Annotated in this window: 25 protein-coding genes; 8 read left to right on the top strand and 17 right to left on the bottom strand. The window is 34.0% G+C overall.

What is annotated here, in order from left to right:
- Nucleotide 1 precedes the first annotated feature (1 nt).
- The 5 genes from P2W75_RS10275 to P2W75_RS10295 form a co-directional block, all read right to left on the bottom strand.
- On the bottom strand, nucleotides 2-583 hold the full coding sequence (locus tag P2W75_RS10275) for a chemotaxis protein CheB (protein WP_276380354.1): 582 nt from the start codon (nucleotides 581-583) through the stop codon (nucleotides 2-4).
- Nucleotides 565-1,374, bottom strand: a complete 810-nt coding sequence (locus P2W75_RS10280; protein WP_207296596.1) for a protein-glutamate O-methyltransferase CheR — start codon at nucleotides 1,372-1,374, stop codon at nucleotides 565-567. Before P2W75_RS10280 ends, P2W75_RS10275 begins: the two co-directional genes overlap by 19 nt.
- A gap of 7 nt (nucleotides 1,375-1,381) precedes the next feature.
- Nucleotides 1,382-1,747: a response regulator gene (locus P2W75_RS10285; protein WP_207296597.1), complete on the bottom strand. Its 366-nt coding sequence runs from the start codon at nucleotides 1,745-1,747 to the stop codon at nucleotides 1,382-1,384.
- 99 nt (nucleotides 1,748-1,846) lie between these two features.
- Nucleotides 1,847-5,422 (bottom strand): response regulator, encoded by a 3,576-nt coding sequence (locus P2W75_RS10290; protein WP_276380355.1) that lies wholly within the window; start codon nucleotides 5,420-5,422, stop codon nucleotides 1,847-1,849.
- 18 nt (nucleotides 5,423-5,440) lie between these two features.
- Nucleotides 5,441-6,655 (bottom strand): response regulator, encoded by a 1,215-nt coding sequence (locus P2W75_RS10295; protein ID WP_276380357.1) that lies wholly within the window; start codon nucleotides 6,653-6,655, stop codon nucleotides 5,441-5,443.
- 347 nt (nucleotides 6,656-7,002) lie between these two features.
- Here P2W75_RS10295 and P2W75_RS10300 point away from each other — a divergent pair, with 347 nt between their 5' ends.
- Nucleotides 7,003-7,851, top strand: a complete 849-nt coding sequence (locus tag P2W75_RS10300) for an SDR family oxidoreductase (RefSeq protein ID WP_276380358.1) — start codon at nucleotides 7,003-7,005, stop codon at nucleotides 7,849-7,851.
- Between the two features lie 125 nt (nucleotides 7,852-7,976).
- Entirely contained in the window at nucleotides 7,977-8,240 is a 264-nt protein-coding gene (locus P2W75_RS10305) for a SemiSWEET family sugar transporter (RefSeq protein ID WP_207296601.1), read from the top strand.
- Between the two features lie 175 nt (nucleotides 8,241-8,415).
- Here P2W75_RS10305 and P2W75_RS10310 read toward each other — a convergent pair whose 3' ends face one another.
- Together P2W75_RS10310 and P2W75_RS10315 are read right to left on the bottom strand one after the other, a co-directional pair.
- A complete protein-coding gene (locus P2W75_RS10310) occupies nucleotides 8,416-9,234 on the bottom strand; it encodes a hypothetical protein (RefSeq protein WP_276380360.1) in 819 nt (272 codons plus the stop codon).
- A 363-nt stretch (nucleotides 9,235-9,597) separates the two neighbouring features.
- Complete coding sequence (locus P2W75_RS10315; RefSeq protein WP_207296603.1) at nucleotides 9,598-9,936, bottom strand: hypothetical protein; 339 nt, start codon at nucleotides 9,934-9,936, stop codon at nucleotides 9,598-9,600.
- A gap of 221 nt (nucleotides 9,937-10,157) precedes the next feature.
- Here P2W75_RS10315 and P2W75_RS10320 point away from each other — a divergent pair, with 221 nt between their 5' ends.
- Entirely contained in the window at nucleotides 10,158-12,968 is a 2,811-nt protein-coding gene (locus tag P2W75_RS10320; RefSeq protein WP_276380362.1) for a PAS domain S-box protein, read from the top strand.
- Nucleotides 12,969-13,028: 60 nt separating this feature from the next.
- Here the strand turns inward: P2W75_RS10320 and P2W75_RS10325 are convergent, their stop codons facing one another.
- A complete protein-coding gene (locus P2W75_RS10325; RefSeq protein WP_207296605.1) occupies nucleotides 13,029-13,457 on the bottom strand; it encodes a response regulator in 429 nt (142 codons plus the stop codon).
- 226 nt (nucleotides 13,458-13,683) lie between these two features.
- Here P2W75_RS10325 and P2W75_RS10330 point away from each other — a divergent pair, with 226 nt between their 5' ends.
- Nucleotides 13,684-14,187 carry a pyridoxamine 5'-phosphate oxidase family protein gene (locus P2W75_RS10330; protein ID WP_207296606.1) on the top strand — a complete coding sequence of 168 codons (504 nt, stop codon included), beginning with the start codon at nucleotides 13,684-13,686 and terminating at the stop codon, nucleotides 14,185-14,187.
- Between the two features lie 175 nt (nucleotides 14,188-14,362).
- Here P2W75_RS10330 and P2W75_RS10335 read toward each other — a convergent pair whose 3' ends face one another.
- From P2W75_RS10335 to P2W75_RS10345, 3 genes are all read right to left on the bottom strand, one after another.
- Nucleotides 14,363-15,076 carry a DUF72 domain-containing protein gene (locus tag P2W75_RS10335; RefSeq protein WP_276380363.1) on the bottom strand — a complete coding sequence of 238 codons (714 nt, stop codon included), beginning with the start codon at nucleotides 15,074-15,076 and terminating at the stop codon, nucleotides 14,363-14,365.
- On the bottom strand, nucleotides 15,073-15,807 hold the full coding sequence (locus tag P2W75_RS10340; RefSeq protein WP_276380365.1) for a DNA-formamidopyrimidine glycosylase family protein: 735 nt from the start codon (nucleotides 15,805-15,807) through the stop codon (nucleotides 15,073-15,075). Before P2W75_RS10340 ends, P2W75_RS10335 begins: the two co-directional genes overlap by 4 nt.
- Before the next feature lie 72 nt (nucleotides 15,808-15,879).
- On the bottom strand, nucleotides 15,880-16,452 hold the full coding sequence (locus P2W75_RS10345; RefSeq protein WP_207296609.1) for a ferritin-like domain-containing protein: 573 nt from the start codon (nucleotides 16,450-16,452) through the stop codon (nucleotides 15,880-15,882).
- A 188-nt stretch (nucleotides 16,453-16,640) separates the two neighbouring features.
- Here P2W75_RS10345 and P2W75_RS10350 point away from each other — a divergent pair, with 188 nt between their 5' ends.
- Entirely contained in the window at nucleotides 16,641-17,207 is a 567-nt protein-coding gene (locus P2W75_RS10350) for a hypothetical protein (protein ID WP_276380366.1), read from the top strand.
- 42 nt (nucleotides 17,208-17,249) lie between these two features.
- Here the strand turns inward: P2W75_RS10350 and P2W75_RS10355 are convergent, their stop codons facing one another.
- From P2W75_RS10355 to P2W75_RS10370, 4 genes are all read right to left on the bottom strand, one after another.
- Nucleotides 17,250-17,897: a DUF5661 family protein gene (locus tag P2W75_RS10355; protein ID WP_276380368.1), complete on the bottom strand. Its 648-nt coding sequence runs from the start codon at nucleotides 17,895-17,897 to the stop codon at nucleotides 17,250-17,252.
- 86 nt (nucleotides 17,898-17,983) lie between these two features.
- Nucleotides 17,984-18,145 carry a DUF1328 family protein gene (locus P2W75_RS10360; RefSeq protein ID WP_035644678.1) on the bottom strand — a complete coding sequence of 54 codons (162 nt, stop codon included), beginning with the start codon at nucleotides 18,143-18,145 and terminating at the stop codon, nucleotides 17,984-17,986.
- 78 nt (nucleotides 18,146-18,223) lie between these two features.
- A complete protein-coding gene (locus P2W75_RS10365) occupies nucleotides 18,224-19,309 on the bottom strand; it encodes a DNA topoisomerase IB (RefSeq protein ID WP_207296612.1) in 1,086 nt (361 codons plus the stop codon).
- 20 nt (nucleotides 19,310-19,329) lie between these two features.
- Nucleotides 19,330-19,569 (bottom strand): Rho termination factor, encoded by a 240-nt coding sequence (locus P2W75_RS10370; RefSeq protein ID WP_207296613.1) that lies wholly within the window; start codon nucleotides 19,567-19,569, stop codon nucleotides 19,330-19,332.
- Nucleotides 19,570-19,976: 407 nt separating this feature from the next.
- On the opposite strand from P2W75_RS10370, the gene P2W75_RS10375 reads away from it, so the two are divergent.
- Nucleotides 19,977-20,564 (top strand): DUF4142 domain-containing protein, encoded by a 588-nt coding sequence (locus P2W75_RS10375; RefSeq protein ID WP_207296616.1) that lies wholly within the window; start codon nucleotides 19,977-19,979, stop codon nucleotides 20,562-20,564.
- 107 nt (nucleotides 20,565-20,671) lie between these two features.
- On the opposite strand, the gene P2W75_RS10380 is transcribed toward P2W75_RS10375, so the two are convergent.
- Together P2W75_RS10380 and P2W75_RS10385 are read right to left on the bottom strand one after the other, a co-directional pair.
- Nucleotides 20,672-21,088, bottom strand: coding sequence for a cupin domain-containing protein (locus P2W75_RS10380; protein ID WP_276380373.1), 417 nt, complete (start codon nucleotides 21,086-21,088; stop codon nucleotides 20,672-20,674).
- A gap of 313 nt (nucleotides 21,089-21,401) precedes the next feature.
- A complete protein-coding gene (locus P2W75_RS10385) occupies nucleotides 21,402-22,274 on the bottom strand; it encodes an AraC family transcriptional regulator (RefSeq protein WP_207296618.1) in 873 nt (290 codons plus the stop codon).
- Between the two features lie 126 nt (nucleotides 22,275-22,400).
- On the opposite strand from P2W75_RS10385, the gene P2W75_RS10390 reads away from it, so the two are divergent.
- Nucleotides 22,401-22,991 (top strand): TetR/AcrR family transcriptional regulator, encoded by a 591-nt coding sequence (locus P2W75_RS10390; protein WP_276380374.1) that lies wholly within the window; start codon nucleotides 22,401-22,403, stop codon nucleotides 22,989-22,991.
- Nucleotides 22,992-23,067: 76 nt separating this feature from the next.
- Entirely contained in the window at nucleotides 23,068-23,520 is a 453-nt protein-coding gene (locus P2W75_RS10395; protein ID WP_276380375.1) for a PaaI family thioesterase, read from the top strand.
- Nucleotides 23,521-23,572 lie beyond the last annotated feature (52 nt).

Consider the following 23,572-nt stretch of genomic DNA (forward strand, 5'->3'; position numbering starts at 1 on the left):
TTTAGTGATTGATAGAATTCAGGAGATTCAATATTTCATTGTTGTTTAGAATAAAATCAGGTGTTGTAAACAAAATGGCGTTATTGGGCATAAAAGGCATGTCTGCCACAAGGGGATTCTGGACTATAATTTTTCCTCCGTTTGCCTGAATCGCCTTTAAACCTTCTGTACCATCGGTATTTGATCCTGAAAATAAAATTCCAACTAAACTGCTGCCATATACTTCCGCAGCCGATTCAAACGAAACGTCTATACTTGGACGGCTGTAGTTTATTTTTTCTGAAATATCAAGCGCCATTGTTTCATCTTTTTCAAATAATAAATGATAATTTGAGGGCGCTATATAGACAAAACCTGCAATAAGCAGTGTTTTGTCTTCTATTGGTTTTACAGCCACTTTAGATTTTAAAATAAGTAATTCTTCTAAAGTCTGGTCGTCTGTACTTTTGCGGTGCAGAACGATTACAATGGCAAAATCGTTTAATTTTTTTAACCCTGGTAAAATCTGCATTAAGGCATTTAAACTTCCTGCAGATCCTCCTATTATAACTAATCTGCAGTTTTTTATTTTATTTTCCTCCATATTTTCTCTTTTTCAAATTGTTTGTATTTGGCTGGAGAAATAGAATACTTTATGGTTTCTTTTGTGCCTAAGGCCAGAAACCCTAAAACAGCTAAACTTTCATCAAACAAATTAATGACTCTTTTTTGAAGGTCATTATCAAAATAAATTAAAACATTACGGCATAAGATCATATCAAATTCATTAAACGATGTATCTGATACTAAATTGTGCTGCGAAAAGACCATTTTTTCGGCCAGTTCTTCATTAAATTTTGCAATGCCATAATTGGCGGTATAATAGGAAGAGAAGTCTTCCTGACCGCCTGCATCGCGATAGTTTTGTGAATATTCCTTCATCATTCTGAGCGGGAAGATTCCTTTTTTGGCGGTTTCTAAAACCGTTGCATTAATATCGGTTGCATAAATTATGGATTTATGCAGTAATCCTGCTTCTTTAAGCATTATGGCCATCGAATAGACTTCTTCGCCTGTCGAACAGCCAGCATGCCATAATCGTATAAAAGGCTTGGTTCCTAATAGCGGCAAAATTTCATTTCTGAGAATGGCATAAAATGATGGATCGCGAAACATTTCGGTTACATTAACCGTAATTTCGTCAATCATTTTTTTATAATATTCTTGGTCAGAACGGACTTTTGACAGGAATTCATGAAAATGGGTAAATCCATCTAAATGATAAACTCTGTTTACACGCCTTTTGAGTGAAGCTCTGGAATAACTTCCAAAATCAAAACCGTAATATTCGTAAACCTCATTAATAAGCGTTTCAAGCTCAATATCCTCAATCATAGTGTATTTAAATTTTACTTAAAATAAGCAGTAATTTATCAACATCAACCGGTTTGGAGATGTATTCATCAGCTCCGGCTTCCAGGCATTTTTCTTTATCGCCCGCCATGGCTTGAGCCGTTACTGCAACTACCATTGTTGATTCTCTTGAAGGAATTTCTTTTATTAACGGAATGGCTTCGTAGCCATCCATTTCGGGCATCATCATATCTAACAATACAGCATCGATCTGTTCATTAGAATTCAATATTTTAAGGGCTTCTTCAGCACTTATACAAGACAAACAATCGTACGATTTTACACGTAAGGTGTTTTCTAATGCGAAGATGTTTCTGGAATCATCATCTACAATTAAAATCTTCTTTTTTTCCATAATGAGACTTATTAATTTAGTCTTATTTTGCCACAGATTAACGGATTAAAATCGCGATAACCTGTGGCTATTTTTTACTATCTATTGTTTGTTTCTGTACTATACTTTGTCATACAGCCACACTCGCAACAACGACAATAACTGGTCAACATCTACTGGTTTGGTAATATAATCTGAAGCTCCTGCTTTTATACATTTTTCCCTGTCTCCGGTCATTGCTTTTGCGGTTACGGCAATTAACGGTAAGTTTAAAAATTTAGGATTAGCTCTTATTTTCTCAGCTGTTTCATATCCGTCCATATTAGGCATCATCATATCGAGCAGAACAATATCAGTATCTTCATTATCATTTAAAACTTTAATGGCTTCTTTTCCATCAAAAGCGGTAATGATATTCATTTTAAATACTTCTAAAGCTTTGGTTAGCGAATAAATATTACGAACATCATCATCAACAATCAATACTTTTTTCTCGAAAAGAATGTTGTTTAACAGATTCAGTTTTTTATGTCCGTCTATTTTATCTTTTCCTTCTTTTTTATTTTCAACTAAGTGCAGGAACAGAGAAACCTCGTCTAACATTCTTTGGTACGAATGAGCAGTTTTTACAATAATAGAATCGGCATATTTTTTAATTTTCACTTCTTCTTTCAAGGATAAACTTTTTCCTGTAAAGACAATTACGGGAAGGTTTTCAAGTCCTGGACTTTTCTTAACGCCATCGAGAATCTGGTACGCATGTTTATCTGGAATTCCCATATCGAGAATTACACAGTCAACATCTGTTTTGTTTAGAGATTCCAGACCTTCTGAAACTTCACTTCTAATTTCAGAGTTAATATTATACGTTTCTAAGAAGAAAGCCAGCGCTTTTGCGTGTTTTGGGTTGTCTTCTATAATCAGTACTTTTTGTGCCTCTTTATTTATAATGTGTTCGATTCGTAAAAACACATCTGGAATTTTATCGAAAGCCACTGGTTTGTCTAAGAAATCTACAGCTCCTTTTAACAAACTTTCCTGTTTCAATTTGTGTGATGACATAATGTGAACCGGAATATGTTTGGTTTCAGCATTATTTTTAAGTTCTTCCAATACTTCCCAGCCACTTTTTACAGGAAGTTCTATATCGAGTAAAACACCAACAGGTTTGTACAATAGGGCAAAATTTAAAGCGTGGTCGCCTCGCACGGCAACAATTCCTTTATATCCTTTCTTTTGTGTAAATGCCAAAAGTGATTTGGCGAAATTAATATCGTCTTCTACAATTAAAATAACTTTGTCACCAGCTTTTATTACATTTCGGTCATCTTCAATTTCATCAGGAATTACAGCGCTTATGTATTTTTTAGTTTCTTTTACTTCTGGTTCTTTTTCAGGTTCTACTTCTGTGAAATCTGTTGGAGGAATTTTTTCATAGTTGGCTTTTGCCAGTGCAGTTCCATAAACCGGCAGACATAATGTAAATGTACTTCCTTCATTTACTTTACTATGCAGTTCAATTTCTCCTTTAAGAAGTTTTGCTAATTCCCTGCTGATTGAAAGTCCTAATCCCGTTCCTCCGTATTTACGTTTGGTTGAACCATCGGCTTGCTGGAAAGCTTCGAAAACCAGCGGTTGTTTTTCCAGCGGGATTCCGATTCCGGTATCTTTTACAATGAAACAAATAATTTTATCATCGTCTGAATTTACTTTTATTTCTAAAGAAACTTTTCCTTTTTCGGTAAATTTAATAGCATTCGAAATCAGGTTTTTGAGAATCTGTTCCAAACGCATTTTGTCTGTTTTAATAACAATTGGCGCTTCTTTCGTAATGATTTCAAATTCAATTCCTTTTTCTTTGGCAACAAGATTGAATAAGTTCCAGAGTGTTTCTGTAATTTCTTTGGTCGAAACATCCAAGTATTCCAGTTCCATTTTACCGGCTTCGATTTTAGATAAATCTAAAATTTCATCAATTAAGCCTAATAAACTGTTTCCTGAACTTTGAATCACTTTGGCAAATTCAATTTCTTCGTTGTTCATGCTTTGGTTGTTATTTTCAGATAACAATCGGCTTAAAAGTAAGATAGAATTTAAAGGTGTTCTTAATTCGTGCGACATATTCGCCAAAAACTCTGATTTATAACGGGTTGTCAATTCCAAAGCTTCTGATTTTTTCTGGATTTCGTTGTTTTTTTCTTCCAGTAAAACGCTTCTTTCAGACAATTCTTCATTCGTTTGCTCCAGTTCTTCCTGTTGTACGCGTAATTCTTCTTCAGAAGCTTGTAATTTTTCGGTCTGCGCTTCTAATTCTGCATTTATAGCTTCTAGTTCACTGTGTTGTATTTTAAGTTCTTCAGATTGTGATTTGGTTTCTTCAAGAAGTTCCATAACACGTTTTCTATTTTGAGTAGATCTAATAGCGATCCCAATATTGTTGGATACTGTTTGTAAAAACTCTAAATGAAGATCTGAAAATCCGTAAATGCTAGCCAATTCAACCGCACCTTCAATTCTATTATCTAATAATGGAAATGCAACAATATGAGTTGGTTTTACCTGACCCAAAGCATAATTGATCTGAATATCGTCTGAAGTAAGTGTTTTTAATTCTAATAATTTTGCAGAACTAATGGCCTGGCCAATTAAACCATCGCCTTTTTTAATACGTTCTCTGGTTTTGCTTGGTATATAACTGTAACCTCCTGCTGCTAAAAGTTCATCGCCATCCAGTACATATAAAATTCCCGCACTGCTGTTAGTATAATTGCACAAAAATTCAATAACATCTTTGGAAAGCTTTTGAAGTGTTTTATCGCCCAGCATGGCATTGTTGAGTTCTGCAACTCCTTTTTGAAGCCATTCTTTCTGCGAAAGCAGTTCGAAAGAGCTTTTTAGTGAAACTCCCATCGTGTTGAGTGATTCTGCCACACTTCCAAGAGCATCCGATTTTGTATCGTCTACACGTATATCGTAGTTTCCTTTTGAAATATTAAGTGCAATTGAACTTATTGCTTCAATTCTCTGCGCTGTTTCTATATCTTTTTTCTCTAGTTCGTGCTGTAAAACGACTCTTTCGTTATAGTCCTTTAAGATTCTGGTTAAGAATATTATCGAAATAACAAAAGCTATAAAAAATGCTACAGCAATTAAAACCAAACTGTACGTTCCGTAACGCTCTGAATTGGCATTTCGTTCTGAAAGAAGATTTTGTTCGGTAGCTTCAATTCTTTTAATAATGACACGCATTTCGTTCATCATTCTTCGGCCTTCATTCAAATCAAAGATCAATGTTTCTTTGCTTAATCTTTTTTTAACAATTTGGTTATTAAGATATTTAAAGAATCCGGAACGCATATCTCTAAGTTCCTCCAGTAGTTTTTGCTGTGCAGGATTATCTGAAGTAAGTTCTTCAAGTTTGTCAAAATACGTTTCGGTTTTAGCCTGAGATTCTGTAAATCTATCCGCAAATTGCTCATCGCCAGTCAATAAATATCCCCGCATGCTGGTTTGCGCCTCGGTAATGATTGAAGAACCTTCATTTAAATTATAAATAACATCTTGGGTGTGATTGACCCAGAAGTTACTATTTAATAAACTTTTAATACTGATATACGAAGCGATCGAACTAATCGTAAGCACCAGCAGTGAAACTAATGAACTAATCAGAAGGTTTCTTTTAAAATTATTATTCATAATTGGTTAAGTAAATTTTTATTCATATTTTAATGGGAGAACGATAATAAAGCTGGCGCCTTTGCCAACCTCGCTTTTGGCTGTTATTAATCCGTTGTGTTTTTCAATGATTTTTTTAGCGATGGCAAGTCCAATTCCGGTTCCTTCGTAAGTCTGGCGGTCATTAAGGCTTTGAAAAATAACAAAAATTCGGTCGAGATAGATTTCATCAAAACCAATTCCGTTGTCTTTTACAATAATTCTGCAATATTTCCCTTCCGGGGAAGTGGGACTGTCAAACGATTTGTCGACTATTAACTCTGAAGTAATTTCAATTATTGGAGGTTCGTCTGCACCAGAAAATTTTAACGCGTTTCCTATCAAATTCTGAAAAACTTGTCGCAACTGACTCGGAATACTATCTATCGTAGGAAGTTCTGTAGTTTTTACAATTGCATTTTTTCTTTCGATTAAATAATCAAAATCCGAAAGAACTTCCTGTAAAACGATATTTAAATCTGTAACTTCGGGTTTTACCTGCGCCGAAAGTCTGGAATACGCCAGAAGATCCGTTATCAGCGTCTGCATTCTTTCTGCCGATTTGATGGTTCGGTTTACATAATCAACTCCTTTTGCATCTGCGGTAAGATAAAGGTCTTTGATTATTTTAATAAAAATTTGAATTTTCCGAATGGGTTCATTTAAATCATGAGAAACTACCCAGGCAAATTGCTGAAGCTCGTGATTTTTTAATTCTAGTTCTTCATTTTTTAAAACCAGTTCTTTAGTTCTTTCTGCAATTTTGATTTCAAGATTGTCTTGTGCTTCTTTTCTAATTTTAATTTCTTTAGAAAGCAGATCTTTTATCCCTTTTAATTCATTTTGCTGTTCGTAAATTTTAATAAAGGTTTTTACTTTCAGCATCAGTAAATCGGTATCAACAGGTTTGGTGATGTATTCGACCGCTCCGGTTTCGTAACCTTTGAAAATATATTTTTTCTCAATATTTAAAGCCGAAAGAAAAATTACAGGAATATCCTTTGTTCTTTTATTACCCGAAAGAATTTTAACCACTTCAAAACCGTCTAATCCTGGCATCTGCACATCCATGATAATAAGACAGTAGTTTGTCTTTAAAATCTTTTTCAGAGCTTCTTCTCCCGATTCGGCAGTATCTACATCTATGTTATGCAGTTCCAATGTTTTCTTTAGGGCAATAATATTGGCCTTTATATCATCTACAATTAATACCATTTTTTGGTTTTGGGATAATTTTTTAATGAATAAATATCTCTCCTTTTTTTATTAATTTTTTATTAAAAAATGTCGGACAAACTTTCAAATTTATAAAAAAAAGGTAGAGACGCTTTTTAACGAAAAGCAAAATTTATTACATAATTCCCATGTCATGCCTTAAAATTAGGTGGAATGAATGAAAGTCAGCTTATTGTAAAATCTGGGTTTTACAATTTTGTTAACAAAACATAGCCTTTTTCTTTCTTTTCGTTTTATTGAGCTAATCTTAAATTTATTCCGGCTCCTTTTTCTATAAGACTTATCTTAATTTTAATAATCCACTAAATGCTAAAAATTGAAATGTCATGGAAAAAAGAAAGACATTTCCGGAACAGAAACAAGAACTTCCGGGAAACGAATATAAAATGAATCCAGAACCAGAAATTATTCGTGAGAATTATGCTGGAAGCGGTAAACTTTTTGGTAAAACAGCTTTTATAACCGGAGGCGACAGCGGAATTGGGCGTAGTGTTGCAGTTCATTTTGCCCGTGAAGGTGCTAATATTGCCATTATATATTTTAAAGAAGATAAAGATGCCCGCGATACCAAAGAAATGGTTGAAAAAGAAGGACAGCAATGTTTGATAATAAGCGGCGATTTGAAAGATGAGAAATTCTGTAAAAGCGCCATAAAAAAATGTATTACTACTTTTAAAACCATAAACATTCTGGTAAACAATGCCGCCATGCATGTCCCACAAAATGATCTTGAGAAAATAACTGCAACCCAATTGCACAAAACATTTGAAACCAATATTTACCCGTTTTTTTATATCACCAAAGCGGCACTTCCTTATTTAAATGAAGGCGATGCAATTATCAATACAAGTTCTGTAACTGCATTTAGAGGCAGTGAACATCTAGCAGATTATGCCAGTACAAAAGGTGCTATTGTAAGTTTTACAAGATCATTGTCGTCGATGTTATCCAAAAGAAAGATTCGTGTAAATGGTGTAGCTCCTGGTCCTATCTGGACGCCATTGATTGTTGCCAGCTTTGATAAAATTTCTGAATTTGGAAAAGACAATCCAATGGGAAGAGCCGGACAACCTTCTGAAGTTGCTCCTGCGTATGTATTTCTGGCCTGCGAAGACAGCAGTTACATTACAGGACAGTTTATTCATGTAAACGGCGGCGAATTGGTTGGCGGTTAATTTTGATTTGCCACACAGACACATACAATTTCATTTAAACATTTATGTTTCACAGAGTCGCAAAGTAAATTATAAACTAAAAAACTTAGCCTCTTAGAACCCCAGAACCTTAGCAACTTTAAAAAATGAATTACATAGACATCATCGGTTTATTTGCTGGAACATGCATAACACTATCAACAATTCCACAGATTTTAAAAGTTTGGAGAACTAAAAAAGTGAAAGATATTTCGCTTAAAACATTTAGTATCCTTACATTTGGAATTTTGGTATGGATCATTTATGGTATTTTAAAAAATGACCTTCCAATTATTATTACCAATAGTGTTTCACTCTGTTTAAATCTGCTGATGATTTATTTTATTATTTATTACGAGAAAGAGTCTTGAGTAAGGGTCTCAGGTTCTGAGGTTCTGAGGTTCTGAGGTTCTAAGATGCTAAGATTGAATTGAATTGGCTAAGACTTCGGTTACTGATTTTCATATTCAAACTTTAAACAATAAAAAAAACAGCTTCTTTAGGAAAAGCTGTTTTTTTCGTAATAGTAGTTATATATTGTGCTTCTTAGCTAGCTAATTTTTGATTGTATGGTTTTAATGTCCAGTGGTATTTTGATTTCAATAATTTTGGCAGATTACGTCCGGCATATCCTGCTGCGGCTACTACTTCTGCAAAATTCATTGTTGACAATTTTTTAATTTCATCGATTTGTTTTCTAGCGATATTGATTACAGGCGTAAAGGTTTTCAAATAATTAAAACTGTGCTGTTCAATTTCCATTTCGACAATGTTGTTCAAAATGTTTTTTCTTAACAAAGTTCCTTTGTTTCCTTTATTGGGTACGGCATTATATTCCTGAAGCTTTTCATTTATTTTTGGATTTCCTTTCCCCACATAAATGTAGTTTCCTGAATCGTTAGTAAATCTTTGTTTGATTTGAGAAACCAGTTCTGTATTTTTACTTTCCATGGTTGGCATTCCCAATAAAGTAAATTGAATACGTTTGTGACTTTCAAAATACAAAACACTATTAATTACAGATGAGTTATTTAAAACTGCCGACTGATTTTTGCTTAACATTTTTCTGTCGCCGTTTGCTCCAAAACTATGGCTTACGTTTCCGTTTTCACAATACACAAAAAATACAGGAGAATTATGATTTGATTCAATGCTTAAACTCACTTCTTGATGAAATTCAAGATCAAAATGCATAAAAAGCACTTTGTCATCAAAGCGAGTTCCTTTAATAGAACCTTTTGTCCATTTTGACTGAATATCCAATTTGTATTCGTTACTCCTAGTGGTAAGCGTACCGCTGAAGTTTTCTTTAAGATCGTTAAAGACAGCATCAAATCCGCCTGTATTTATGTAAAGTTTTTTCATTTTGCTTCGAGTTTTTAAAAAGTGTTACTTCTTATTTTGTATACAAAATCAACATTGGTTTTATCCTCATTTTGTATAAGTCAAATTTCGTACTTCTTGCAAACCAAAACCTTATACAATTTCAATCAGAAATTTCATAATTTTTATTTGATGAGAAATAGAGGTTCAACGCTGCAAGGTTCAGAGTTTTTTATTCAGTACGTTTATTATGAATAATCAAAAAAGGCTCAAAAGCCATTAAAACAACCTTTGAACCTCTGAACCTTTGCAACTCTGTAACCTAATAAAAAGGAAAAACAGCTGCTCCAGATAAATCTGAAACAACTGCTCCTCAGCAAAATAAAAATACTTATCTATTTTATTTTAAGTAAGTTCATTAATGTCTGCATTTTTTGAATAATTTTTCTTTGGTATATCTTTAAAGAATTCGGCTTCTTCTAGGTCTGCTGTTGGGCCATATCCTAATAAATGAGTTCCCTTCTGCTGATCTTTAGTTTCAATTACGTATAAAATCGACATATCATCAGGGTTGCTCATGCCTTCATATCGATGATGGGCTACAATATAGATTTCGTCAGGTTTATACCTATATTTTGTTTCAGAATCTATCAGGCATCCATCTTCAAATAAGTAATTTCCAGTATACCCTTCATCTTGATATTTCTTTATATAATCTGTTTCGTGTTTTTGTTCTTTCTTCATGATTCGGTTGCTTTTAGTAGGTTAGAATCTTTGTTTATTCAAAGTTCTTCATATGAGCTTTATAAAATTAACTCAATAGATTTAAATGTTACCTCATTCAAAAAAGGCTGAGAATACAAAATTTATTTTTTATTAATTTTAATCTTCGGTTGAAAACTTCACTTACAAGTCCTATATTTATTACAAATTTCAGTTTCAATCAGAAAGAAAAACAAATTTTAATGAACAATACTAATCACGATTTCTTAGCTAAAGGAGGCGAAATGGGTGAATTAACCCGTGCCAAAAATTGGAGCGAAACTTCTGTTGGGCCAGTCGAAAGCTGGTCACAAAGTCTTCGCACCACGCTGGGAATTCTTCTAAATTCGAAGTTCCCTATGTTTCTATTCTGGGGACCTGAACATACTTGTTTTTACAACGATGCTTACCGCCCAAGTCTGGGAAAAGATGGTAAACACCCCGATATATTAGGAAAAAATGGCGCTCAATGCTGGCCGGAAATCTGGGATTTTATTGGACCGCTTATTCAAAATGTAATGGATACCGGCGAACCCAACTGGCACGAAGACCAATTAGTACCCATTTATAGAAATGGAAAATTAGAAGATGTTTACTGGACATTCAGTTACAGTCCCGTAATTAACGACGATGGAAAAATTAACGGGGTTTTGGTGGTTTGTACCGAAACAACAGACAAGGTAACTATTCGGAAAAATTTAGAAGAAAGCGAAAAAAAATTCAAAAACATTGTAAAACAGGTTCCGCTGGGCATTGTAATCTTGAAAGGAGAAGATTTGGTTGTTGAAATGGCCAATGAAACCTACTATCAAATTGTAGACAAAACCGAAGAAGAAACCCTTTACAAACCTTTATTTGATTCTGTTCCCGAAACCAAAAATATTGTTTATCCACTGCTTTCTAAAGTCTATCATGAAGGAACGCCATACTTTTCAAACGAACTGTTAGTGACTTTAAACCGCTTTGGACAATATGAAGACTGCTATTTTAATCTGGCTTTTCATCCGCTTCGAAATGAAAATGCTATCGAAGGCGTTATGGTAGTAGCGTATGAAGTTACAGAACCTGTAAAAGCAAAACATTTTTTAACCGAAAGCGAAAAAGCGTTTAGGAATCTTGTCCTGCAGTCTCCTATTGCTATGACCATCTTTAAAGGAAAAGAATATATCATTGAACTCGCAAATAAAACCATGCTAAATGATATTTGGCAGAAAAAGAAAAGCGAAGTAATTGGCAAACCTGCTTTAGAAGTGTTTCCGGAGCTTTTAAATCAAAAATATCCCCAGCTGCTAGACCAAGTGTTATCTGAAGGCAAAATCATTCAGGAAAACGAAGCTTTAGCCTATATTGATATTCGAGGAAAATTAAAAAAATATTATCTGGATTATCAATACACCCCTTTGTTCGAGCAAAATGGGGAAATTTCAGGCATTATGATTACGGTTACAGATGTTACCAATAAGGTTTTGGATCGAAAAAAAGTAGAAGAAGCCGAAGAAAGATCCCGTTTAGCCTCAGAAGTTGCCGATATTGTTACATGGGATCTAAATATTCCAACCCAAGAATTGATTTATTCGGAAAATCTGCCGGCTCTTTTTGGTTTTAAAAAAGGCCAGCGATTATCTCGTCCGCAGATTCTTGAGCACATTTATTTAGAAGATCTCGCTGTAATTGAAAAAGCTTATGAAGAAGCATTAAAAACGCATATTTACAAATACGAAGCACGTGTTATAAAAGACGATGGAACTCCAACATGGATCAGGGTGCATGGTAAAATATTCTTTGATGAAATGAAGAATCCTGTCAAAATGCTGGGAACTGTAATTGATATTACCGATGAAAAAATCAGTCAGGAGATTTTAAAGAAAAGCGAAGAAAAATTCCGCCTTCTGGCTGATTCGATGCCTCAGTTTGTATGGACAAGTGATGCTATGGGAAATCTGAATTATTTCAGCCAATCACTTTATGATTTCTGCGGACATACCAAAGCAGATATTGAAAAGAATGGCTGGCTGCAAATTGTACATCCTGATGACCGCGAGGAAAATATTAACCGCTGGATGGAATCGATAAAAACTGGAAATGAGTTTATGTTTGAGCATAGATTCCGCCGTTATGATGGTCAATACCGATGGCAATTCAGCAGGGCAATGCCGCAAAAAGATGCTGAAGGAATCATTCAAATGTGGGTAGGTACAAGCTCTGATATTCAGAATCAAAGAGATTTTACAAATCAGCTGGAAAGACAAGTTCATGATCGTACTGAAGAACTGGAACAGAAGAACAAGGATTTGATTGATATGAATATAGAACTGCAGTCATTTGCATATATTTCGAGTCATGACTTGCAGGAACCTCTGCGTAAAATTCAAACCTTCGCAAGTCGTCTGGCCGAACTAGATGACAAAAATATTTCAGAAAAAGCCAAATCATATCTGGAACGCATCGAAGTTTCTGCCAAAAGAATGCAGACGCTTATTCAAGACCTTCTTACCTATTCTAGAACCAATTCGGCCGAAAGAATTTTTGCAAAAACCAATCTGGATGAAATTGTCGAAGAAGTGATTATGGATTTCTCTGAAAGAATCGAAGAAAAAAAAGCCATAATCGACCATCATCCTTTAGGAGAAGGTACCGTTATGCCTTTTCAATTCAGACAATTAATGCATAATTTAATTGGAAATGCCTTGAAATTTTCAAGGAAAGATGTTCCGCCGAGGGTTGAAATAAAAGCGCGAAGAGTTTTGGGTAAAAAACTGGGTTTTAAAGTTCAGTATCCCGAAAAAATATATTTCTGTCTGCGTATTTCCGATAACGGGATTGGGTTTGATGATGAATACAAAGAACGCATTTTTGAAGTGTTCCAGCGTTTAAACACTGAAAGTGAATTCTCAGGTACTGGAATTGGACTTGCGATCGTAAAAAAGATTGTAGAAAACCACAAAGGCATTATTAAAGCGCACAGCGAAAAAGGCCAAGGTGCTACTTTTAAGATCTTTCTGCCAGAATTATAAAAAAAACACCAGATTTATTTTCAGCAATAAATCTGGTGTTTTTTCTACAATTTCGCGTAGTTATGTTTTATATACAAAAGTTCTGCTGTCTGGAATAAATTCTTTCCAGTTTATGGCGATAGCATATTCTATCGACTTTATAATATCCTTCATTAAAACGGGTTTGGTAATAAAATAATTCGCCCCCAGCGCTAGACATTTTGCTATTATTCCGGGTTCGTTTGAGGTTGAAAAAATAACCACTGGGATGTCTTTATTTTCTTCTGAACCTTTGAGTTCGTGCAGCACATCAAAACCATTTTTTCCGGGCATATTCAAATCTAAAAAGATCAAATTAGGCCTGGGCGAATAATTAACGGCATTTAAAAGTTTTTCACCTCCCGAATAGGTTTGTAGATCAACCTGCTGCGACAACAATTCGACCGCATCTGAAAAAATGCTTAAATCATCCTCATCATCATCTGTGTAGAATATTGTTAATTTTTTCATGAAATAGTGGGGTTAAACTTGTTTTTCTGTAAAGATAGTCTAAAACAGGGCTCAAACAATACATTTTGTTTAAAAATTCTGACAAACTCATAAATTGAAATCTAATAATTTCTAATTATAATTCTATAATTCATTTTATTTAAAAAATGCAAACTTTGTAAAAGAAGATTTTCAAACCTATAGAAATCAAATATTTATATCACAATATTTTTAAAAAGATAAAGTCATGGGAGATCATAAAGACCTTACAGAAGAATTAGCAGTCAGCAAAGTAAAAGAACTGGCTGAAAAAATTAAAATATGCATGTTTTGTACCTACAATAACGAAAACAAACTGCAGTCTAGACCAATGTCTATCCAAGAAGTTGACGAACTGGGACAATTATGGTTTTTATCTGACCGAAATAGTGGTCAAAATGCTGAAATTACCATGAATCCTCAGGTAGAATTATTTTTTGCTGAGCCACACGACAAGTTTTTAACGCTACACGGAACGGCTTCGATTTCATACGATAGAGCTACAATTGAGAAATTATACGACCCTATTGTAAAAGTCTGGATGCCAGGCGGAATAGATGACCCAAATTTGAGCGTAATCAAAGTAATTCCAGAAGATGGTTATTACTGGAACAACAAACACGGAAAAATGGTTGCCATTGCAAAAATGACCGCTGCCTTTGTAACCGGACATACTATGGATGACGGAATTGAAGGAAATTTAAAATTATAATACTTACCACTTTTTGTAACCGCAAAATCAGCAATGGTTTACGCATGGTGCGCTGGGATTTTTCTAGGTGCTGTGCGGTCATTTCGCTGTTGATTCTGCGGTTATTTTTTTTATTAACCGCAAAAGAACACTAAGTTTTACGCAATGTTCGCTACGTTTTTATTTAAACTCTACGTTAAATCATTAACTTCTTCATCTCCAATGCATTCAGAATTCCAGCTTCGCTTGCAGTATTATTAAAATACAAAAATCCTGATTTTAAACAAATTGCATTTTTTATTTGAAGTAATTCTTTAGATGAATAACTAGAGTAAAACAGCTTTGGGGTTCCATGTAAACGAATATAAATTAACGGAAATTGTGTGAAAATTGTTTGTGGTAAGTTCGGATAACTTACACTGCAGAAGGTAATGCCGTTTTTTAAGAAAATCTCCCAGACTTCCTCATTCCACCAGCTTTCATGGCGGAATTCAATTACATTTTTAAATTTTAAGTCCAGGCTTTGCACGATAGTATGCAATCGTTCTGGAGTAAAAGTATAGCTTGGCGGAAATTGAAATAATACACATCCCAGTTTTTCTTTTAAGCCCAATTCGCATACTTGATAAAATTCTGAAAGCAGGTTTCTGCAATCCATAAATTTCTTAATATGGGTAATTTCTTTGGGCGCTTTTACCGAAAAAATAAAATTTTCAGGCGCTTTATTATACCAATTTTCAAAAATTCTGATGGTCGGAAACTTATAAAAGCTTCCGTTGAACTCATAGGTGTTAAAGTACTGGTAATAAAACTTAAACATATCCTTACCTGCCATGTTGTCAGGATAGAAAATTCCCTTCCAATAGCGATTATTATAGCTGGAACATCCTATTAAAATTTTATTTTTCATATGTGAAGCTGCTGACAGTTGGTACAGAAAAAACTACGTCGCTTTTTCTTCCCTGTCTGTTTTTTAATGAGTGGTAATTGGCATCGTTTACACTCTTTTTTGGTATGAGCGAGCCAGTGTTTTTTAAGTTCGTTTTTCTTTTTCCAGTATAAAAATTCAAAACTGTAAATCGAACATTCGGCTATAATTTCGTCTAACTTTTCGGGCGGGATTTTACCAACTAAAGATTCAGGATGCACATAACATCTATACAAAACTTCGTTTTTGATAATATTCCCTGCTCCAGAAAAAATATTCTGATCTAAAATAGCATCGCAAATCATTTCTTTTGGAATCTTTTCAAGGCTTAATTTTGCTTTTTTGGGATTCCAATTTTCGTTTAAAACATCCTCGCTCCAGTCATAATATTGATTAATAGGGCCCTCCAGAATCTTAACGGAACAAGTATAAAAATTAATTTCACCACTAGAAAAGCCTAAATGCAACCTTGGTGCAATATTGTTTTTTTGCTCGTTAATTCGGTAAGTTCCAAACATTAGAAGATGGATTTTTACAGTAAAATCTTCAAAACAAATCAGAAAATGTTTTCCCCAGGTTTTAAATGATAGGATTTTTTTATCTTTCAAACGTTCTAATTCTATCGAACTGTTTCCAGAAACTTCAATTACTTTTTTACCTGCAAACTGCTGTACTTCTTCTTTTAATATCAATATTGATGGACCTTCGGGCATAGTTTTTTATTTTAATTTTTAAATGAAAAAAGTGCAGCTTCAAACTGCACTTTTTCCGGGATTTATTTTTCTTTACTCTGCTTCTGCAGCCTCAAGGTTTACGGCATTTACAGCAACTTCGGTCAATAATTTGTCAGCTCCTTTTTCTTCGTCAAGAGTTTGTTCCAATAAAGTAGCCACATCTTCTAATCCAAGTGTTTCAGCAAATTGTCGCAATGTTCCATAAGTAGCAATTTCGTAATGTTCGATTTTTTGGCTGGCCGCAATAATTCCGGCATCTCGCACTACTCCAATTTCAGTTTCTTCCAGAATACCTTTTCCTTCTTCAATTAAACCTTCCATGGCATCACATTTTTTTGCAGTTGGTTTTTTCCCAATAATTTCAAAAACCTTTTCTAAACGGGTTACGTGTTCTTCAGTTTCGGTTAAATGATTGTTGATGGCATCAATTAATTCTTCTGAAGTCGCGTTTTTAGCCATTGTCGGCAATGCTTTTGTCAATGCTTTTTCTGCCCAATAAATATCTTTTAGGCTTTCTTCAAATAATTCGGTTAAACCTGCCGCAGCATTTGATTTTGGTTTTGTAACTCCTCTTTTTACCGTTTGTTTCGGTGTGGTTTCTTTTTTACTATCAGTAGTTTTCATGGTAATAATTTTTATGATTAATATTCTCAAAATTACTTCTATAACAAACCGAAACCGTTATAGGATTTGTCAATTAAATTGCATTCTAAACATCTGTTAATTATAGAATTACATGAAATAATTCTATAAGAGAAACTGTAACTTTCAGAAGTAGATTTGTAACTATATAAACATTAAAACTAAACGTCATGAATACTACCGATAATAAAAACAGAACTTTTATTAGAGATCCGAAAAATCCAGATACTGATAGAAACACCAATATGAATGAGGAATTTTATGATATTAATGACATGAAGGAAACCGATAGTAACGAAGAAGCCATGAATCGTGGTTATACAGTACGAAATGGCCATAATCCGAACAAACCTAACCCTGAAGAGGATTCCGTGCGTTATGAAGATGATTTGGATGATTTAAGTGATGATTTTCATTCTGAAAAAGATCTTGAAGACAATGATAATGATATTTACGAAGTTGAACTTGAGGATGAAAACGACTTAGATGATGAAGATGAATATATCGAAGAAGACCTTGACGAGGATTTAGATAATGACGAATTTGACAATCCTTCTGACACCTTTGCCAATGATTTTAACGAAACTGAAGATGCCTTAGAAGACATCGATGATGAAGAGGAAGAGGAAGATTACGATGAAGAAGAAATCGAGGAAGAGGAAGAAAACAACGATTATGTCGAAGATGATGTTCAGGAAGAAGAGGATTATCCAGATAATGATCCTAGAAAATTCTAAAATAAAAAAACCGTTAATTGCTTAACGGTTTTTTTATTGTTTTTAGTCTCCAATAATACTTAATGCTGGAATGTCGTCCATTTTTTTCAAACGTTCTGCCAAGCCTGCCCTCGCCTTTTGCAATTCGATTTCGGCTCGACCTAATTCTTTGTACCATTCTTCATTTCCGGTTGGCGAATTTTCAAGCTTTCGAACGATTTCATAAATTTCTCCTTCAGCTTCCATTACTTTCAAACGTTTGTAATAAGTAAGGCTTTCTGTCATATGTGCCAAGGCAATCATTGCCGTCAAAAACGGATGATTGTTGGTAACATTCACATCTTTTATTTTTCCATGTTCCAATTCAATTTTTAAGGCAAAAGCAAATTCTTCCATATTAAAAGCCCTGTGTCTGCTATCTGGATTTAAATACGCTTTTATGGCTTCGACATTATTCATTGTCGAAAGATCAACATCAGTTTCTCTAGAATCCAGTAAATCTTTGTAAACCACATTGGCAATTGCTGTGGCTTCTGCAGTTGTGGGATCATTTTCAGGATTTTCAAAATCTCTAACTGACCAATCCCAATTATCTGGATGAACGGGTTTTATGTACTTTTCACAAAAATCTGTAACATCCTCTTTTAAGCTTACCATAACCTCATCTCTTTTGACATAAATATCTTGATAAGCGCCACTTTTTGTTCCCATAATTTTGTAATTTTTTAAAATATAAACGACACATTTACCGAGATAGATGTGTCGTTTAATTTGTTTTTATGTATTGATTTTCTGTGTTATACGCTTCTTCTTCCACTGATAAGTGAAATAATAAATAACACTAAGAAAATAAAGAATAAAATTTTTGCTATACTAGCGGCTCCGGCAGCAATTCCACCAAAACCAAATATTCCTGCAATAATTGCCAGAATAATAAATATGACTGTCCAACGTAACATAATAAATGATTTTTAATTAAATAATGATTTTGTTTGCTCATTTCATGCTTTTAAAGAGATGCATGAACTCTTATATATTTAAACCAAACTGATTTGATAATTCTGAATTAGTTCTGCAAAAGCACTTTCGCTTGGCGAAAAATACTTTTTGGTGCTCCGGCTTCTTTTTACTTTATCGAAATACTGCTGAATGGAACCATCTTCATAAGTTGTAACCAATAAAGGGTGTACATAATAATTCTTGCAGACATTTCGAGTATTTCCGAGTGCTTCAGCTGTGGCGTCGTAAGCGGTTAGAATGTTCTTTTTGATTTCTTTTTCGTCTGATGTAGTTCCTAACTCCATCAGATTTTCAAAAAAGACAATCGATGCAGCCCACGTTCTAAAATCTTTGGCGCTGAAATATTCTCCTGAAATTTCATGAAGATATACATTGACCATGTGGCTGTCGAGTACTTTTCGCTCGCCGTTTGCATCGTAATATTTAAAAACTTCCCAGCCTGGAATTTCTTCACAGCGGCTCACCAGTTTGATTAATTGTTTATTTCGTGTGGTAATCGTATGCTGTTTCCCTTTTTTACCAATAAACTCAAATCGAAGTGTGTTTTTATTGATATTGATATGACGTTTACGAAGTGTTGATAGTCCGTACGACTTGTTGCTTTTTGCATACTTTTCGTTTCCGATTCTGATATGCGTTTCTTCCATTAATCGGATAACAAGCGCTATAACCTTATTTTTAGTCCACTCCTTTTGTTCTAAATCCAAATCGACTTGTTTCCTTATTGAAGGCAGTTTTTGTCCAAATTCGGCGATTTTATAGAATTTAGTTTGATTGCGGATTAAATTCCATTTTGGATGATAACGGTATTGCTTTCTGTTTTTAACATCAAGTCCAACTGCTTGTAAATGACCGTTTGCCAAATCTGAAATCCTTACATTCTCCCATGCTGGAGGCAATACCAAACTGTTGAAACGTTTCAATTCACTTTTCTGTTTAATACATCGTCCGTTTTTTTTGTAGACAAAACCATCTTCACTTTTACATCTTTCGATGGGTAAGTTTTGATTGTTTACATAAACTAATTCCAGTTTTTTAAGCACCAAATGTGGTGTTTTAATAAGCTGTTGCGCTAGTTTATCATGAGATAGTTTTGCCTGCATGGTTTTATACAATTTAAATTCTAATTTTTTCGTAACGATTCTATAAGTCCTTTTTTGTTCATGTAAGAACGTCCTTTTATACCTACTTTGCTAGCTTGTTTTAAAAGTTCGTCTTTTGTCCATTCTTCATAAGGCTTCGCTTTTCCGCCTTTCTTTCCAGCATCTGGAGTATTAGCAATACGAGCTGATTTCTCTTTGCTGTATCCTTTTTTTACCAATGCTTCATATTGTTCCTCATTCTTGATTCTTGGATCTGGCATGACATTTTAATTTAGTTTGACATTCAGAAATCTTGATATACCAAAATTCCTCAAAAAGAAGTATTTTCCTGTTATAGAATTTTGCTTATAACTTTCATAGTTTTTAGTTGGCGGTTTTCAGGGGTGTATTGTTAGATATTAAGTATTCAGTTTTTAGTGTTTGTTTTCCAACATACTGAATACTGCGACTGCACACTGAATACTGCGACTGAAAACTAATTATTGAATACTATTTACTGAATACTAAGTCAGCCCAATTTCATTACTATATATAAATAGTAAATAATTGCTAAATAATTTAAAAGTGAAATCCAGATACAAATCATATAACAATCTGTAATAATCCTGTAAGATATTCTTACAGCTTCTAAATAATTTTACACTTATAACATTAAACTATTACAATCATGAAAAAGATATTATTAGCCGGTAAAGCGATTTTAGGAGCAGGACTTATTATTATATTCCTGAATTCTTGTAAAAATGAAACGAAACAAGAAGATCCAAAAGAAGTAGCAGAAGATGCTAATGAGGCTAAATTTGACACTATTGACAGTAAAGAAGATGACTCTGAATTCTTGGTAGATCAGGCTGAAATTAATTTAGCTGAAATCGAAATCGGGAAATTAGCACAGCAGAAAGGTACAGATCCTGAAGTGAAAAAGTTTGGTAAAATGCTTGTTGATGAGCATACAAAATCAGCTTCGGAAGTAAGTGCTTTAGCAAAAGCTAAAAACTTTACTTTACCAACTTCATTAACCGAAGAAGGTCAAGATGAGTATAAAAAATTAAATGAAAAATCAGGTACAGATTTTGACAAAAAATTCGCCGATATGATGATCGACGGACATGAAAAAGCGATTAACAAACTTGAAAAAGCTTCAAAAGATGCAACAGATCAAGATGTAAGAACTTGGGCTTCTAACAATATCGCCAATTTAACAGCGCATCTAGAACATGCTAAACTGTTGAAACAAAATCTGGACAAAAAGTAAAATAAATTTAATTGGTTATTATTTATTTTTAAGAAACCCCTCAAGAGTTGAATTGCTTGAGGGGTTTCGTTTTTATATACTTTAAGAGTTATTACTAAATTTGCAGCTTAGAATCGTAAAGCTTCTAGATTCTGTAAATACTCCTCATCGGTTACACTTCCAAGCCATGTTCCATGACCTTTGTTTACTTCTGTAACAATAGTGATATGCGAGTATTTTGTTTTTGGTGTTGCCCCATACCAATGTTCAATTCCAGGCAGAACGGTAATTACTTTTCCTTTTTCAATAAGATTAATCTGTCCTCCTCTTTCCTGATAATAGCCAACTCCATCAGTAACAATAATTAACTGAAGGCTTGCATTAATGTGCCAGTTGCTTCTAGAGCCCGGTTCAAAGGAAACTTCTTTAATTACAGTATTTTCAGGATGAATATCACTGGTCTGCTTTTTATATGACACTTCACCTGTCATATAAGTGTTTGGAATTCTTCCTTCTTCGGTCACGGCGGTGTTATGTGTCGACATAATTTGTAGTTTTTAAGGTTAATAATTTATTTATAAGCTTTTTGTAATTTTTTTCGATATAATAATCAGAACGTCGAATCTCTTTTAATAAAGGGATTTCTATTTAATTGATTCTTAAAATGATCTCTATTTTTTCTGTAAACAGAATTTAAAACCAAACTATAAAGCTGAACATCGCTTTTGTGAAGTTGTTGTTTAGTCTTTTAAAAACTGATACAAGGAATTTTATTGTTTATTTCGGGAACAAATGTAGTGCAATACTCCAATCCAGAAATAACAATATTCAAACAAAAAATTATGAAATTGAAACAATTTACATTCTGAGCGATTTTGGAACCGTTCCTGTAAGTCTTTTAAAGTAATTATTAAAGTAACTTGGATATTCAAACCCCAATGAATACCCAATATCCGAAATACTCCAATCAGTGTGCTGCAATAAGGCTTTGGCTTCTGTAATAATTCGATCCGTAATATGAGCAGTTGTGGGTCTTCCTGTTACTTCTTTTACAGAACGATTTAAATGATTTACGTGAACCGAAAGGCTCTGCGCATAATCCTGCGGCGTTTTTAAACAAAGCGGCTGATCTTTGGTTTCAATTGGAAATTGTCTTTCCAGCAGTTCTAAAAACAAAGATGTTATGCGAGATGAAGCATTTTTATGTCTGAAGAAATTTTCTGACGGCTGCATTTTCATGGATTCATGAATAATCAAATTGATGTAATTGCGCATCAAATCGTCTTTGAATACATAATCAGTTTCGTATTCTTTGATCATTTTCTGAAAAAGTGAATCGATAAATACCTTTTGTTCAGGAGTTAATGAAAAGATTGGCGTTCCTCCTATTTTAAATAACGGCGATTCGTGAAGCGTTTCGGAGCGATCTTTGGCTTTTAAGAATTCTTCTGTAAAAACACAGGCATACCCTTCATATTCCTGAGAAATAGTTTCCCATGAATACGGAATTATTGGATTACCGAAAAAGAGAATTGTTCCGTCCGTTTCTATTCCGCGATCCGCATAATGTATACGGCTTTGGCTGGTATTGATGCAGATTTTGTAAAAATCCCTTCTGCTGTACACCGGAATTTTACTAATATCATCATTCAATTTATAAACTTTAAAACCTTTCAGCATTAAATCTGAGGAATTAAAATCGCAGTTCTGATTATCCATTTGATTATTCATTTGGCAAAGTTATGAAAATCAAACAATACTTTTTATTTTTTGTTTTAACGTGTTTTTAATTTGAAAGAAGAAAACTTGCAAATATATACCAATCGGTATATATTTGCAATATCAATAAGATCCATCATGAGTAAAGCAGAAAGAACCCGACAGTTTATTATCGAAAAAACAGCCCCTATTTTCAATACTAAAGGGTACAGCGGTACTTCTATGAGTGATATTATGGAAGCAACTGGACTTTCAAAAGGAAGTATTTACGGTAATTTCGAAAACAAAGATGAAGTAGCGATCGCCGCTTTCAGATTTAACATCAAAAAACTTATTGCAATTTTTGATACTGAAATCGACAAACAAAAAACTTTTAAAGACAAGCTTTTAGTATATCCAAGACTGTATTCTGATTATTATAATTTGAGGGTCACTACAGGAGGATGTCCGATTATTAATACTGCAACTGAGGCCGACGACACACATCCAGTTTTGAAGAATAAAGTGGAAAGAACCATTCTAGCCTGGAAAGACAAATTGATTGCTTTAATTGAAGGTGGAATTGCTTCTGGAGAATTCAAAGCAAAAAACATCAATCCCGAAAGGACAGCTTTATCTATTATTGCTACTATCGAAGGCGCCATCATGATTGCCAAGGTAACCGGTAATTTATCTCACTTATCTTCCATTATGATTGCTGTATCTAAAACTATAGAAGACTTAGCATAGAGTAATCTTTAATTTTTTTATTATTCCTAAAAATATACCGATTGGTATAATAATTAAAATCTAAATATCACATTACATGGAAACAAAAACAAGATTACAAGTATTACAAGATTACATAGGCCGTGAATTTACGGTTTCACCATCACCTTTTATGCTTTGGATGAACCCGATTGTTCTCGAAGCAAAGGAAAATGGTGTCGCATTTCAGTATATAATCCGTGAAGAAATGTCGAATCCGGTGAAAAGTCTTCACGGTGGCGTAACGGCCGCTATTGCTGACGACTGCATTGGTGCGATGATGTTTTCGCTGGATGAAGAAACTTTTTATACCACGATAAATCTTGTGATGGATTATTTTACTCCTGCTTTTGTTGGTGATACTATTATTGCCAGAAGTTCTATGGTGCGAAAAGGGAAACAAATGGTGAATGCACAATGTGAAATCTGGAATCATAATGAAACCCGTTTGATCGCCAGGGCTACTTCTAATCTTTTAAAAACCAATTTGGTAAAAAAAACGCTTCAATAATTTTTACAACTGTTTACCAGAATCCCTTTTTTTACCCTAAAAATATACCGAT

The sequence above is a fragment of the Flavobacterium sp. H4147 genome (assembly GCF_029360735.1).
GTDB classification, from domain to species: Bacteria; Bacteroidota; Bacteroidia; order Flavobacteriales; family Flavobacteriaceae; genus Flavobacterium; species Flavobacterium endoglycinae.

Excerpts from the sequence above, each read along its gene's own strand:
- P2W75_RS10275 (WP_276380354.1), bottom strand. The coding sequence starts at position 583 with ATGGAGGAAAATAAAATAAAAAACTGCAGATTAGTTATAATAGGAGGA.
- P2W75_RS10280 (WP_207296596.1), bottom strand. The coding sequence starts at position 1,374 with ATGATTGAGGATATTGAGCTTGAAACGCTTATTAATGAGGTTTACGAA.
- P2W75_RS10285 (WP_207296597.1), bottom strand. The coding sequence starts at position 1,747 with ATGGAAAAAAAGAAGATTTTAATTGTAGATGATGATTCCAGAAACATC.
- P2W75_RS10290 (WP_276380355.1), bottom strand. The coding sequence starts at position 5,422 with ATGAATAATAATTTTAAAAGAAACCTTCTGATTAGTTCATTAGTTTCA.
- P2W75_RS10295 (WP_276380357.1), bottom strand. The coding sequence starts at position 6,655 with ATGGTATTAATTGTAGATGATATAAAGGCCAATATTATTGCCCTAAAG.
- P2W75_RS10300 (WP_276380358.1), top strand. The coding sequence starts at position 7,003 with ATGGAAAAAAGAAAGACATTTCCGGAACAGAAACAAGAACTTCCGGGA.
- P2W75_RS10305 (WP_207296601.1), top strand. The coding sequence starts at position 7,977 with ATGAATTACATAGACATCATCGGTTTATTTGCTGGAACATGCATAACA.
- P2W75_RS10310 (WP_276380360.1), bottom strand. The coding sequence starts at position 9,234 with ATGAAAAAACTTTACATAAATACAGGCGGATTTGATGCTGTCTTTAAC.
- P2W75_RS10315 (WP_207296603.1), bottom strand. The coding sequence starts at position 9,936 with ATGAAGAAAGAACAAAAACACGAAACAGATTATATAAAGAAATATCAA.
- P2W75_RS10320 (WP_276380362.1), top strand. The coding sequence starts at position 10,158 with ATGAACAATACTAATCACGATTTCTTAGCTAAAGGAGGCGAAATGGGT.
- P2W75_RS10325 (WP_207296605.1), bottom strand. The coding sequence starts at position 13,457 with ATGAAAAAATTAACAATATTCTACACAGATGATGATGAGGATGATTTA.
- P2W75_RS10330 (WP_207296606.1), top strand. The coding sequence starts at position 13,684 with ATGGGAGATCATAAAGACCTTACAGAAGAATTAGCAGTCAGCAAAGTA.
- P2W75_RS10335 (WP_276380363.1), bottom strand. The coding sequence starts at position 15,076 with ATGAAAAATAAAATTTTAATAGGATGTTCCAGCTATAATAATCGCTAT.
- P2W75_RS10340 (WP_276380365.1), bottom strand. The coding sequence starts at position 15,807 with ATGCCCGAAGGTCCATCAATATTGATATTAAAAGAAGAAGTACAGCAG.
- P2W75_RS10345 (WP_207296609.1), bottom strand. The coding sequence starts at position 16,452 with ATGAAAACTACTGATAGTAAAAAAGAAACCACACCGAAACAAACGGTA.
- P2W75_RS10350 (WP_276380366.1), top strand. The coding sequence starts at position 16,641 with ATGAATACTACCGATAATAAAAACAGAACTTTTATTAGAGATCCGAAA.
- P2W75_RS10355 (WP_276380368.1), bottom strand. The coding sequence starts at position 17,897 with ATGGGAACAAAAAGTGGCGCTTATCAAGATATTTATGTCAAAAGAGAT.
- P2W75_RS10360 (WP_035644678.1), bottom strand. The coding sequence starts at position 18,145 with ATGTTACGTTGGACAGTCATATTTATTATTCTGGCAATTATTGCAGGA.
- P2W75_RS10365 (WP_207296612.1), bottom strand. The coding sequence starts at position 19,309 with ATGCAGGCAAAACTATCTCATGATAAACTAGCGCAACAGCTTATTAAA.
- P2W75_RS10370 (WP_207296613.1), bottom strand. The coding sequence starts at position 19,569 with ATGCCAGATCCAAGAATCAAGAATGAGGAACAATATGAAGCATTGGTA.
- P2W75_RS10375 (WP_207296616.1), top strand. The coding sequence starts at position 19,977 with ATGAAAAAGATATTATTAGCCGGTAAAGCGATTTTAGGAGCAGGACTT.
- P2W75_RS10380 (WP_276380373.1), bottom strand. The coding sequence starts at position 21,088 with ATGTCGACACATAACACCGCCGTGACCGAAGAAGGAAGAATTCCAAAC.
- P2W75_RS10385 (WP_207296618.1), bottom strand. The coding sequence starts at position 22,274 with ATGAATAATCAAATGGATAATCAGAACTGCGATTTTAATTCCTCAGAT.
- P2W75_RS10390 (WP_276380374.1), top strand. The coding sequence starts at position 22,401 with ATGAGTAAAGCAGAAAGAACCCGACAGTTTATTATCGAAAAAACAGCC.
- P2W75_RS10395 (WP_276380375.1), top strand. The coding sequence starts at position 23,068 with ATGGAAACAAAAACAAGATTACAAGTATTACAAGATTACATAGGCCGT.